The organism is Hydrogenovibrio sp. SC-1, assembly GCF_002848135.1.
In the GTDB taxonomy this organism is placed as follows: domain Bacteria; phylum Pseudomonadota; class Gammaproteobacteria; order Thiomicrospirales; family Thiomicrospiraceae; genus Hydrogenovibrio.
Genome location: NZ_PKGB01000031.1, coordinates 1 through 14,244, shown reverse-complemented (window position 1 = coordinate 14,244; position 14,244 = coordinate 1). Strand labels below are relative to the sequence as shown.

Below are 14,244 nucleotides of genomic sequence, written 5' to 3'. Positions count from 1 at the left end.
TTTAATAAGCTTTAATTGTTCAGGGAGTCCGACATCAAGAGCGCTGTAGCCTTTTTTAGAATGTCTTTTTCCTCTTCGAGATATCTGATACGTTTTTTGAGTTGTTGAATCTCAATCTGTTCAGACGTTAAGGCACTGGCTTTAGGCGTTTTTCCTTGCCTTTCTTCACGAAGTTGTTTGACCCATTTATTCATTGTCGATAATCCAACTCCCATTGCTTCTGATGCATCTTTAGCAGTGTAGCCTTGGTCAACAACCAATTGAGCCGATTCCAATTTAAATTCTGCTGAAAACGTACGTTTCTTTTTTGTCATTTTAGTCACCTATTTTGATGAGATGCATTTTAGCATCTCTATTTAGGTGGCCAAATTTACTGTACCACTACAGTTTGAGGTCATTTGCGACTTGTTTGCGCTCTTTGTAGCCAACATAACGCAGTGAATTGCGAACCATATGCACAATACATAACTGGACATCTGCTTGGGGATAGACCGTATTGATGGCTTCAGGAAAGCCTGTTAGACCATCAACGCTTGCGACCAGTATGTCTTTGACATCACGGCCCTCAAGATCATTTAAGACCCTCAGCCAGAATTTAGAAGATTCGGTCTCTGACAACCACAGACCCAGACATTCCTTATGGCCGTCTGTATTAACGCCTAGCGCTACATACATGGTTTTTCGCACGATCTGCTTGTCTTGGCGAACTTTAATGACAATGCCATCAAGATATAGCAGCGGATAAATCTCGTCCAGTGGGCGAGAACACCAAAGAATGACTTTTTCCATGACCGCTTCAGTGACCTTGGAGACAAGAGTTGGAGAAACATCTGCCCCATATAATTCTTTGAAGGTGGCAACGATATCCCGAGTGGTCATGCCTTTGGCATAAAGTGATAGTATTTGATCATCCATGCTGGTCAGGCGAGTTTCGCCTTTTTTAACAATGGCAGGATTAAACTCGCTATGGCGGTCACGGGGTATGGCAATATCTACTTCCCCATGATCTCCCTTGAGGGTTTTGGAAGAATAGCCGTTACGGCTATTGTCGCTATCTGAATTCTGGTGTTTGGCGTAGCCCAAATGCTCTTCCATCTCAGCACCAAGGGCGGCTTCGACTGTCATCTTTACGAGCATGGCAGATAGGTTGGAGAGGTCTTCTTGAGTTTTGACGTTTTTAGCCAATTCTTTTGCAATTGACTGAAGTTGATTTTGATCTAAGTTGCTCATCATTTTTATCCTTTTTGAGGGATTTTAATTGATGAGCGTTTACACAGTCTAATTTACAGGCTCAATGACCTCATTTTCACTGTTTTTAAAACTCTCCCCATTCATCCTTCGAGTTTGCTGGTTTTGAGGTTGTTGAGTTATTCTGCTTTACGACTGATTGCTTAGGCAAGCTCGCTACTGAATGGCTAGGTTGATTTAAGGCAGAATGATGTGCCACACCAGTATTAAAGAAACTCATATCACTTCTTAATTTCTCTGACTGGCTATTCATATTTTCAGCGGCTGCACTGGTTTCTTCTACTAGGGCTGCATTTTGTTGTGTCACCTGATCAATTTGGGTAATTGCATTATGAACTTGTTTGATTCCTTCTGATTGTTCAGACGATGCTTGGGAGATATGAGAAATCATATCCGTCACAGAATGAATCGACTCATTAATTTTGTTTAAAATATTGCCTGTATTACTTGCAGTCTCAACCCCTTGATTCACTCTTTGTACGGTTTCATCCACCAAATTTTTAATGTCTTTTGCAGCCTCAGCAGATTTTTGCGCCAAGGATCGCACTTCACCTGCGACAACCGCAAACCCTCGACCATGGTCACCTGCTCTAGCCGCTTCAACTGCGGCATTCAGGGCAAGCAAGTTGGTTTGGAACGCAATACTATCAATTAAGCTCACTATTTCTGAAATCTTATGGCTCGATTCTTGGATATTCTCCATTGCAGAAATTGTGTTCTTCATAGAATCATCACCCTCTCCAGCAAGTGCTTGTGCTTCTTCAGAAACATGTTCCGCCTGCTTGGCATTTTCTGTATTACTTTGTACCTGTGAACTCATTTGGTCCATCGTTGCAGAGGTTTCTTCTAAAGCAGCAGCTTGCTCTTGAACCCTTTGACTTAAATCTAACGAACCTTGTGATACTTCAGAAGCAGCTCCTTGAACCACCGCTGATGACTCTATCGCGTTCACGACCACATCTTTCAGTTTTTGTGTCATTTGTTCAATATTGTCTGTCAAAGATTCAATTTGAGGTCTAAACATTGAAACCTGACCTGACTTAAGGTGCTCTTTCATTTGAGCTGTTAAGTCACCCTCAGAAATACCTTGTAATACTATTCCGGCATCATGAATGACATTTTGCAATAACATGGTATTTTCATTTTTGCCAACATCCACTGCATATTTAACCACTTTATATGGTTTTCCATCATCATCGAAAATGGGGTTATAGCTGGCTTCAATCCATAGATCTTCACCCTGTTTGGTTATGCGCCTATAGGTTCCAGATTGAAACTCTCCCTTAGCTAAGTCTTGCCAAAACTGACGATATTCAGCTGACTTTTCATAGTCAGCTGTGACAAACATTCTATGATGCTTACCGACCACTTCCGAAGATGAATAACCAACCGCTTGCAGAAAATTGTCATTGGCTTCTAGAATATTGCCTTCCGTATCAAACGAAATAACCGCCATCACTCGATTAAGCGCCTTAATCTGGCCAGCATAATCAAGATCCCTTGCTACGATTTCAGTAACATCGGAGGCGACTTTCACCACTTTATATGGCTTACCATTTTTATCTAAAACAGGGGTATATGAGGCTTCTAACCAAACCAGACGACCTCCTTTTTCTATTCGCTTAAATCGTCCTGAAACAAATTGACCGCTTCTCAACTTCTCCCAAAATGCTTGATAATCTGGGCTATTGGCATATTCGTCAGTGACAAAAGCTCTATGATGCTGACCAATCGCTTCTTGTTTGGTATATCCCATTGTTTTAGCAAAGTTATCATTGATATCCAATACATGCCCAGTTAGATCAAATTCAATCATGCCTTGCGCAGAGCTAATCGCTTTGATCAACGCTTCTTTCTCAGCCAACTCTTGTTTTACCAAAACCAACTCTGACTCTACTTTTTTACAAAACATAAAATATTCTCACTAAGTTAATTGATTAAGTTCTTCTACTGCGGCCATTAGCCATACCGACTGGTGCCATATAATCAAACCAGCTTAAATAAAGGTAACTATCAAGTTTAAATTAATCAAAACAATTCAACCTCGGCTTCTTTAACGCACTCTATACGATTCCGTCCATTAGCTTTAGCTTGATAAAGCGCTGAATCTGCGTACTTATAAACTTCTTCTTCAATGTAGTTTTGATCAGGATCCATTAATAATACCCCTATCGAAATTGTCATTTTCAACCAGGGAGGATTTCCTGAATGTTCAATATTTAGGTCAAACACAGCTTGACGGACTTTATCAGCCATTTGCGTTCCATACTCCGGAACTTCTACTTCAAATAGCCCCGCAAACTCTTCACCGCCTAATCGAAAACAAAGATCACCTGCCCGATTAAAACTATTGTCTAGGGCTGTTGCAACTTTTTTAAGTGCATAATCTCCTTCCTGGTGACCATAGGTATCGTTATATTTTTTAAAATTATCAATATCTAACATTAAAAAACATAACCAACGTTGATCTCGTTTGGCACGATTGATTTCTAAATGCAACCGTTCATTATAGAAACGACGATTATAGAGCCCTGTTAACTCATCTTTAATAGCAATCTCTTCTAATCGTTTTTGAGATGTAATATCCTGTCTTAAAGAAATATAACCAACTAAATTTCCGAATGGATCATAATCGGGAGAAATTCGGCTCTTAACCCAATAAATCCCGCCATCTTTTCTTAAGTTTTTAATTTCTCCAACCCAAGTTTGTCCAGATTGTATGGTATCCCATAGCTCTTTGTACATGGAACTTGGCATATCAGGATGACGAACAATATTTTGATTTTGACCAATGAGTTCTTCTCGATCATAACCTGAAATCTCACAGAAAAAATCGCTCACATCGAGAATCTTTCCGGTGGTATCGGTTCGAGACATAATCAATTGGCTATTAACTAGGTTGACGAGATTTTCTACCTGAAATGCTTTGGAGTGCTGATCAGTAATATCTATAACTGTTCCTATAGTTCTTAAGACATTACCTTGTTCATCAAGATCATGAAACCCCTTTTCTAATACATATTTTTGCGTTCCATCCCCACAAATGATTCGATGCTTCACTTCATAGTTTGACTTTTCATCTAATGATTTTTGATAAGATTCAGTAAGTAAATCGACATCTCCTGGATGAATGAAACTGATAAATAATTCAAAAGTTGGGGTAACCGATTGTGCTTCTAAACCGAAAATACGAAATACTTCATCAGACCAAACCAAGCGATTAGCATCAGGCTCCAACATCCAGTGACCCATTTTCGAAATTTTTTGGGCTTGGTCGAAGCTCTTCGTTAGGATATTGAGAGATTCTACTTTTTCTAGTAACTGCTCATTTAGATTTTCGACTTCTTTTTTGACAGCAACTAATTCAGAAATATCATTAAATGTAATAATGATTCGTTTTATATTATCTTGTTCAAGATCTTTCAAAAAAGCAGAACTGAGTTGCAGCCACTTTATTTTTTGGTTGGTCAGCTTTAATTGAAGCTTTCTACCTCTGATAAGTTTTTTAGTCTGAATGATTTGAAAAACTGGATTTTGGCCTTCGCTATATGGAACGCCTTCTTCATTAAAATATTCTAATGAAAGTTCTGATAATTTCTTTCCCAATAATTGTTCTCTTGAAAGCTCGAGTGTTTTCTCAGCAGAAGAATTTAAGTCAACAATAACACCTTCCAGGTTAAAAAGGACGGCTCCTTCAAACATACCTTCAATAATATTTTTGCTGTTTAACATCAAACTTAACCTTTTACGCTTTCCAGCCTAGCAAGCATTGTAAAAACTTAAATAATAAGAATTTGTATAAACCCTATGTACAACTTATCTAATGATTATATTCTTCACGTATCTTTAGAAACTCTGGAAATACTTTATGAAAAACTTCTACCAGTTCTGGATCGAAATGCAGTCCAGATTGTTCATTAAAAAAGGTAACAATCTTTTCCATAGGCCAAGCTTGTTTGTATGGACGGGAACTGGAGAGTGCATCAAATACATCACTTACAGCAACGATTCTTGCTTCTATAGGAATTTCCTCACCTTTAAGCCCATCAGGATAACCGGTACCATCCCATTTTTCATGATGATGCCTGGCAATAATTTGAGCAGTCTTCATTAAAGGGTATTCACTTCCGCTTAGGAGTTCTGAACCAATTTCACTGTGTTTTTTGACAAAATGAAACTCATCAGCAGTAAGCTTTCCGGGCTTTAGTAGAATATTATCTGAAATCCCAATTTTTCCGACATCATGCATAGGCGATGCTTGAGAAATCAATTCCGAATAACTTTCATCTAAACCATAAGCCCTAGCTAACACTTTAGTGTATTTGGCAACCCGAATAGTATGTTGGCCCGTGTCATCATCTCTATATTCTGCAGCACGACCTAATCTCTGAATAACCTCTAAGCGAGTTTGATTTAATTCTTCAGTACGTTCTTTAACTTTAATATCTAATGTACGACGTTGATCATAGAATGCTAAATGAGTTCTAATTCTTGCCCGAAGGATTACAGGGTTAACTGGTTTGGTGATATAGTCCACAGCACCAAGTCTAAACCCCATAGCTTCATCTTCTTGCTCTTTGTTTGCTGTGACAAAGATGACAGGAATAGATTTTGTTTTAGGATTGCTTTTTATTTCACGACAGACCTCATAACCATCTTTTCCTGGCATCATGACATCCAGCAATATTAGGTCGACATGCTGATTTTCGGCAATTTTCATGGCGACTTCACCGTTAATTGCTGCTTTAAATATATATTCTTCAGCCAATAACCCCTTGAGAATATCTAGGTTTTCTGGGGTATCATCAACAGCTAAAATTGTGTACTTTTGATTGGGTATCATCACATTTAAGTTAAGTTAAGTTAAGTTAAGTTAAGTTAAGTTAAGTGTTTAGCATTATACATAAATAACACAGACTTATACACGAATCACAAAATAGTCCAATTTTTGGGTTTATCTAATCAAGTTTTTAACAGACCCTGCTGCACCATCAAAATCATAATTTGAAAGCTGGGAAGCAACTTTCGAAAGCAATTTTTTAGTTTCTTGTTCAGAAACATGGTGAATAATATTTTCTAGTGTTCGTTCTGCTACAACATCGTATTCTTCAAGCTGAACAAGAAGATTGCTTAATTCCGCTGTTAACTCTTCGCTAGAATAGTTTTTTACTATATCAGACTGAGAATCCGTACCTATAATTGTTTTGTTAATACTATCAACAAGTTGATTTAGCTCAACTTCAGAAACCACCAGTAATTCTTCAGGATATTGGGACGAATTTTGTCTTAGTGCCGCTTCGAGTTTTGACGTCACCTCAAACAACCTGGTAGCGCCAATATTGCCTGCAACGCCTTTAAGCGTATGAGCAAGAATCACTAACTCTTTTTGCTCAACACCGGCTTCGATTCCTTGACGAATTTTTATTATTGATTCCCCCTGGTTATCAACAAATTTTCTCAACATTTTTTGGTAAGCATCAACATTACCAGCGACTCTTGCCAGCCCCTGCTCAATATCTAATCCTGGAATATCTAACTTAACCTCACCTTGTTGAGGTGTATTATAAGTAGCTTGAGGCAATTCCCTCTTTGCATGTGGAATCCACTTAATCAGGTTATCGAAAAGTTGATTAGGATTAATTGGTTTAGCAATATGATCATTCATCCCAGCATCAATTGCTTTTTCTTGATCCTCTTTCATGACATTTGCTGTCATTGCTAAAACAGGTAATGTTTTATATTTTTGATTTAATCTTATCTTTTGAATGGCTTCATAGCCATCCATGACAGGCATTTGAATATCCATCAATACGATGTCGTAATGACTTGACTCAAGCATTTCCAAAGCCTCTTTGCCATTATTGGCAACATCAACATAGAATCTAGCCTGTTTCAGTAGCTCTTCTGCAACCTGCTGGTTAATTTCATTATCATCAACCACTAAAATGTGTGCGCCTTGAACTTCACTAAGACCTTTAATCTCTTTTTGAGGATTTTCTATAGCAGCATTTTTAATATACGATTCTTTTCCAAAGACATTTAGAATGGTATCAAATAGGGCCGAGGGGCAAATGGGCTTCCGAAGAAAAGCATCAATGTAGTCTGTCTTAGCAACTTCGTCTAATTCGGATTGAGAGAATCCTGAGATTAAAACAATTTTTGGCGCAGACTGATATTCAGTTGTGGCTTCAACAACCTGCTTTGCAACATCAAAACCATTTTCTGACTCCAACCTACAATCAATGATGATAAGTTCATACGGCTTGTCAGCAGATTGAATCAATTCTAAAGCTTCACTTCCTGTGGCAACAGATGTCGGACTAAATGAAAAACTTTCTAGATAGGTTTGCAAAATTTCACGAGCAGCTTTGTTATCGTCAACAACCAAAACAGACACTCCTTGAAGCTCTGGTTTTGCTAGAAGCAATTGTCGCTGCTCTTGGTCATCTTCAATACCAAATTCAACAGTAAAACAAAAACGACTCCCTTTTCCAAATTCACTTTCAACCCATATTTCACCATTCATTAGATTCACTAGCTGCTTTGAAATGGTTAACCCCAATCCTGTACCTCCATACTTCCTTGTGGTTGAAGTATCCGCTTGAGTGAATGAGGTAAACAAATGTGATTGCTGCTCCTCTGTCATTCCAATACCCGAGTCTTCAACAATAAACTCAAGTTCGACAACATTGCTAGCAGAATTCATTTTGCGCAGATATATGACCACTTCACCTTTTTCAGTGAATTTAATCGCATTGTTGACTAAGTTAACCAGTATCTGCCCTAGACGCAAAGGGTCGCCATTAACAAAAAGAGGGACGTCTGATGTTCGAGAATAAAGTAACTCCAAGCCTTTATCTCTTGCCTTATCCGCAACAATAACCCATAAATGGTCAATCACGTCATCTATACAAAAACGTGTGTGCTCAATTTGAAGTTTTCCGGCTTCAATTTTTGAAAAATCCAATATGTCATTAACAATACCCAAAAGAGATTTGCCTGCACTGTGAACTTTATCAATGTAGTCTCGCTGCTGCATAGTTAAATTTGTGCGCAAGCAAAGATCTGACAGGCCAATAATGGCATTCATAGGTGTTCGAATTTCATGGCTCATGTTTGCCAAAAAGTCACTTTTTGCCTGAGTAGCAATGTCTGCTTTTTTGAGTGCTTCTTCAAGTTCTTCTGTGATTTGTTTGTTTTCGGTAATATCCGTTCGAATGGAGATATACCGATATGGTTTACCACTTTCATCCAAAAATGGAACAATCGTCGCTTTAACCCAGTAGAACCCTCCGTTTTTCGTTCGATTTTTGACTTCTCCATGCCAGACGTTGCCTGACGAGATTGTTTTCCATAAGTTACGGAAAAACTCTCTAGAATGTTCACCAGAGTTAACAGCACTATGCGTGTTACCAATTAATTCTTCTCGACTATACCCTGATATCTTTTCAAAGATATCATTACAAAATATTATTCTTCCTTGAGCATCTGTTCCACTGACAATGGCATGTTCATTGATTGCCGTATTGAGCGCTTTTACCTCTCTCATCAGTTTCTTATTCTTTTCATCTGCTATCCTTCTATGCACCTGGTTCACAGCCATTGATCTACAAACAAAAATAAGTGCTACAAGTATAGATAGCAACAAAGAAAAATAGATTGGTTGAGATTTAATTTGATTGATGTTGAAAAACGCAGGCTTAGTCGCATGTGTTATCAAAGTCCAATCAGGCATTTTCACATTTAAGCTTTCTTCGCCGGCTAAGATTTTGACAACTGAGAATAGGTTTCCATTAGCTTCATACCAGCCAGATTTAATATGGGACATCATCATCCATGCATCTGAAAACATCCGTGCAAATGAATGTACTTTGTCGGTCATCATCGCAGACCAGTCTTCCTCACCATTGTGACCAAGTATATATTCACCTTGGCTATTAACAATAACGAACTCTAGGTTAGTGCTTGAGTACTCACGCAAGTGGGTCAGTAACGAATCTGCGTCATAATTCACAATAACAACACCACGCTTATTCCCTTCCCTGTCAAAAACTGGCGTTGCAACTCGCATAACAACTTTATGTGGAACCTCAATCTTTCCATACTCTTGATTTAGCTCAAATTCTGAAAAATATATCTCATTCTTTCGCAATGAGATTGATTCTGTAAAATAAAGATGATTGAATTTGTTTTGAAGTTTATTATTTGGAACCACTTGAGGTACAGCATCGTTATAGTTGACCCTTACAACTTCTTCGCCATTTTTGTCCAAAAAGCGAACTTGATCGTAAGTATCGGTAGCTAACATTAGCCCTTTAAAATCACCCGCTAAGGCTTTAAGGTTTTCTTGGTTTTTTTCATGAAGTAGAGCTAACATACTATCGGAGTTTGCCATAGCCTCTACATTCTTTATTGCCATCTTTAAAGCGTCATTTAGATGACTTTTCAAAAGAATAGAGTAGGCTTGAATATTACGACCGATATCTTCAGATTTTTCTTTTTGCTGATTGTATAACGTTGAGAAAAGGACAATTAAAACGACTGCTAGGCTTATTGCGTAATATTTTATGAATTTCTGGCGAACCTCTCCTTTAGGTAAAAATCCTAGACTAGAAGCTTCTTTTCTTGTTTTTAAGCGTTTATCGTAATGCACTGCAACAACCGTAATAAAGCTTGAAACTAAAACCATTGCAGAAATTACGGTAATAAAAACGTCGTTACTCAATACCGAACCAAACGATGGGTTTATGTTTTCACCTGGAAAAAAATCTGTTGCCAACATTCCAATGTAATGCATAGATGAAAATGATAAAGACATAATCAGAGGACTAATAAAATTTGTCAATGATTTATCATTTTTGATAAATTTTATCTGCCTAATCAGTACACGACTATTTAAAGCTAACCCAGCTAAGAATATTGCTGCAAACAGAGAAAATATGACCTTCACCGGATCAAAAGCCATAGTGGCATCTATTTGAATTGCCGCCATACCTGTATAGTGCATCGTTCCAACGCCTATACCAACATAGGTGCCCGCAATCCAACGATCACGAAAGGTCGTTGTTGACTTTCTAAGAACTAATAATGCAAATTTAGCTCCCAAGAAAACAGGGACAAAGGAAACAAAAGTTAAAACAGAATCAAATTTTAAGGGTTCAGGAAGTTTATGAGCCAACATTCCTAAAAAGTGCATACTAAAAACACCCGTGGACAATGCGATAGAACCAAAAATTACCCAAAACCAGTGTTGACGGGTATTTTCTTCTACTAACCTTAGTCGACCCACTGCAGCTAAAGCAGCATAAGCCCCCAAAAAGGCCATAACCAATGACACAAAAACTAAACTAGGATCGTAACCTCCGTGAAAATGCATCGCATGATTCATATCAATCCTGTCTAGGTTAATGGTCCACATTCTAAAAACACCTCGAATTCATAAAGTTAAGGCAGGCTATCACCTTCAATATTCTGCAATCAGATTAATGATTCGTCAGCATAGGCATTCATTGGTTTGAAAAACAACTCTCAAAACAACTCGCATTTAGAATGACAGCCAACCTCATTACTTTCGCCACAAAAACCAAAATTTGCAGATAGCTTGAAGTTATACAATAGTTTCATAACTTTTACAAAGTTAGTACAAAAAACTTGAACTTAAAACTAATATAGCGTTAATATGAGTTTGCGTCACGATGTTCCAACTAGGTTCACTAGAAAATACAACTAAAGCCATTAACCAAGCAAACCTTTTAGATCAAGCCACCTAAATAAAATTTAGTAATAGAAAAACAGTTTTCATCTACTTTTATAAAGCAGATTTTTTTGACCGATATGTTTTCAAGGAGAGCTTTATGAGCTTTTGGATACATGAATTAAGAAGCAAAGAACAGTCTGCTATATATGCCCATAAATTAAAATTTTTAATGATTTCCGCTGTGGTGTTTGCCACGATTGTGGTTTCTTATCAAATTGATAAGAGAATGACAATAGCACATTGGCTTTCAAACATGGAAACCTCAGTCAAACAGTCCCGCAATGAATTGGTTAATCAACTTTCAGAAGCTGTAAAAGATATTTATTTTTTATCAACGAATGGCGTTTTCACCAAAACGATCAAATCAAATAATCTTGCAGAGCTACAATCTTTTTTCATTTCTTTTTCTTCTCTTCATGAAGAATATGAACAAATCAGATATATTGACCACAATGGGTTAGAAGTTGTCAAAATCAATCATGTTCACAACGAAAGACCAAGCGCCAGCTCTAATTTACAAGACATTAGTCATAAAGATTATTTTATGAAGTTTGCGAACCTACCCAAAGGTTCAGTTTCCATTTCAAAAATCCACAATACTAAAATTGATTCAACCAATGACCACATACACCCATTTATTCTTATTGCAGCTCCCATTTTCGATAGCGATGGCACATATAATGGAATGATTATCATTAATTATTCTGTTCCCCATTTCCTTGAGATGCTTGTGAATCCAATATCTCAAGAAGAGGATGAAGGCCATTTACATTTATTGGACTCTGAAGGTAACCATATTTTTCATTCACATAATTATGCGCACCATGAGAACTTAAAACGATATTTAGATGTTATTCCTAAACCGAACCAATCAAGCGAACAGGCAAACCTATCATTTGAAAGCGAAGGTGAAATTTTTGAGGTAGCATTTTTCTATGAATATAGTTCGATAAAACAAGCTATTGATCATAACTTACAACGTTTTAGCTTACATATCGAGGAACCATTTTTGGCAATCGCCAGCATGTCTAATAAAAATGACGTATTATCTGAACCTAGACTACGTTTATGGACAGAAATATTAATATCTATCTTATTTTTGTTTTCATTGATGTATTTTCTAAGACGTAATTTCAAACTAAAAGCAGAAACAAGCAAGGCTCTGTTTAAAGCAGAAAAGCTGTCCAAGGCTTTAGAACAAACCTCTGACCTTATAACCATAACAGATAAAAATGGCAATATCGAGTATGTAAACAATGCATTATGCGAGACAACGGGATATGTTCAAGAGGAGCTACTCGATCAAAAGCCTTCAATCTTTAAATCTGGACAACAAACCGATCATGACTATAAAGAACTTTGGAATACCATTAACGATGGTCATAAATTTCAGGGATTAATCGTAAATAGAAAAAAGGATGGCTCCTTATATTACGAAGAGAAAACCATCTCACCGTTATTTGACTCTAACCAAAATATTGAAGGGTTTATCTCAACAGCTAAGGATATTACACATAGCGAAATTGGAAAAAGAGCACTCTATGATGGACTAACTGCAGCGGCAAATCGTGATCTATTTATGGATAGGATAACTCATAAACTTCTAGAACACGAACGCAAAGACTCTGAGTTCTCTATACTCTATTTAGACCTTGATGAATTCAAAGCCATCAATGATCTTTGCGGACACAAGGTAGGAGATGATGTATTACAAGGTTTCACCAAGCTTTGCTTATCTGCGGTCAGAAAATCTGACACTGTTGCAAGATTGGGTGGAGATGAGTTTGCGATTCTGATTTGTGATCATAGCAATAGATCACGCTTAGAGATCATTGCAAATGCAATTATCGATGGTACTGATAAATTTGGTCAAACTTGGCTACCAACAGACTGTAAACTTAAAGTCGGTGTTAGTATTGGTATTTGTACTGTCAAACCAAGTGAAAAAGTCTCAAGTACGGATGAAATTATTTTCAAAGCAGATAAAGCTATGTACGAGTCTAAAAGAAACGGAAAAAATTGCTTTAGTTTTTTTCATTAGCTCGATAGCTCATTTTGAGGGCGCTCAGAATTCTGTGTCAGCCTAGGGCGTTAAATATCTAACACCTCATCAAGTCGGCCTTCAAAGTGAATCGCTAATTGCGATAAGGCCAGATTCCAATTTTGAACTGGCATTGTCCATTTTTTGGTTGCGTTGAGTATGCCAGCATATAGCAGCTTTAACAAGCTATTTTCATTTGGGAATCTACCTTTGGTTTTGGTCAGTTTGCGGAACTGTCGATGTACTGCTTCAATTGCTTTTGACAATTACATATTCACAAAGCACCAAAGCGCTATGTGATGGACTGATTTGATATTCAGTGCTTTCCTGCTGAGTCCAAGTTCGTGACAGCCCAATCATGCATTGCCCACAAAACCGGCTCAAGCGATTGACCAACATTTGTCAGCGAATATTCGGTTTTCGGCGGCACCTCTGCAAATATTTTACGGTGCACAATCCCTTCCTTCTCTAACTCACGCAGATGTTTTGTCAACATGCGTTGGGATGCATCAGGTATGAGCCTGCGAAGCTCATTGAAACGCTTCGTACCATTCAGTAAGTGATGAATAATGGGACATTTCCAACGACCACCAATCATTTTTATTGTCATTTCTACAGGGCACTCTTCACTCATTTTTTTACTTCCTTTTGATTTTTTTTGGCTAAAAGATTCATGGTTACAAAAATGTACCTACTTACAAAAAAAGAACTAATATTCTATATTAGCTCTACTAAGCCTTATTTATCAAGGACAACATATTGTAATCATTAGGAGAAACACCCTTGAGCACTACCCAAAGAGTCATTCACTATGTAGTGGTACAGTAAATTTGGCCACCTAAATAGAGATGCTAAAATGCATCTCATCAAAATAGGTGACTAAAATGACAAAAAAGAAACGTACGTTTTCAGCAGAATTTAAATTGGAATCGGCTCAATTGGTTGTTGACCAAGGCTACACTGCTAAAGATGCATCAGAAGCAATGGGAGTTGGATTATCGACAATGAATAAATGGGTCAAACAACTTCGTGAAGAAAGGCAAGGAAAAACGCCTAAGGCCAGTGCCTTAACACCTGAACAGATTGAGATTCAACAACTCAAAAAACGTATCCGATACCTCGAAGAGGAAAAGGACATCTTAAAAAAGGCTACAGCGCTCTTGATGTCGGATTCACTGAACAACTAAAGGTTCTAAAA

General features: G+C 37.6%; 6 protein-coding genes and 4 pseudogenes. 2 read left to right on the top strand and 8 right to left on the bottom strand.

Annotated features, from left to right (window positions below):
* The 6 genes and pseudogenes from CYQ88_RS11125 to CYQ88_RS11100 form a co-directional block, all read right to left on the bottom strand.
* Positions 1-314: pseudogene (locus tag CYQ88_RS11125) on the bottom strand (transposase); the annotation flags it as partial.
* A 73-nt stretch (positions 315-387) separates the two neighbouring features.
* A pseudogene (locus CYQ88_RS11120) lies at positions 388-1,230 on the bottom strand (IS256 family transposase); the annotation flags it as partial.
* 85 nt (positions 1,231-1,315) lie between these two features.
* A complete protein-coding gene (locus tag CYQ88_RS11115; RefSeq protein ID WP_101841411.1) occupies positions 1,316-3,160 on the bottom strand; it encodes a methyl-accepting chemotaxis protein in 1,845 nt (614 codons plus the stop codon).
* 116 nt (positions 3,161-3,276) lie between these two features.
* The gene (locus CYQ88_RS11110; RefSeq protein ID WP_101841410.1) at positions 3,277-4,980 is read right to left on the bottom strand and encodes a diguanylate cyclase; all 1,704 of its coding nucleotides are present in this window, start codon (positions 4,978-4,980) and stop codon (positions 3,277-3,279) included.
* Between the two features lie 88 nt (positions 4,981-5,068).
* The gene (locus CYQ88_RS11105) at positions 5,069-6,091 is read right to left on the bottom strand and encodes a two-component system response regulator (protein WP_101841409.1); all 1,023 of its coding nucleotides are present in this window, start codon (positions 6,089-6,091) and stop codon (positions 5,069-5,071) included.
* 111 nt (positions 6,092-6,202) lie between these two features.
* Positions 6,203-10,666, bottom strand: coding sequence for a response regulator (locus CYQ88_RS11100; protein WP_101841408.1), 4,464 nt, complete (start codon positions 10,664-10,666; stop codon positions 6,203-6,205).
* A gap of 436 nt (positions 10,667-11,102) precedes the next feature.
* Between CYQ88_RS11100 and CYQ88_RS11095 the strand changes: the two genes are divergently transcribed.
* Entirely contained in the window at positions 11,103-13,046 is a 1,944-nt protein-coding gene (locus tag CYQ88_RS11095; RefSeq protein ID WP_101841407.1) for a sensor domain-containing diguanylate cyclase, read from the top strand.
* Between the two features lie 50 nt (positions 13,047-13,096).
* On the opposite strand, the pseudogene CYQ88_RS11090 reads toward CYQ88_RS11095, so the two are convergent.
* Together CYQ88_RS11090 and CYQ88_RS11085 are read right to left on the bottom strand one after the other, a co-directional pair.
* A pseudogene (locus CYQ88_RS11090) lies at positions 13,097-13,309 on the bottom strand (transposase); the annotation flags it as partial.
* Between the two features lie 53 nt (positions 13,310-13,362).
* Complete coding sequence (locus CYQ88_RS11085; RefSeq protein ID WP_101841406.1) at positions 13,363-13,680, bottom strand: helix-turn-helix domain-containing protein; 318 nt, start codon at positions 13,678-13,680, stop codon at positions 13,363-13,365.
* A 250-nt stretch (positions 13,681-13,930) separates the two neighbouring features.
* Here CYQ88_RS11085 and CYQ88_RS11080 point away from each other — a divergent pair.
* Positions 13,931-14,244 (top strand): annotated as a pseudogene (locus tag CYQ88_RS11080) (transposase); the annotation flags it as partial.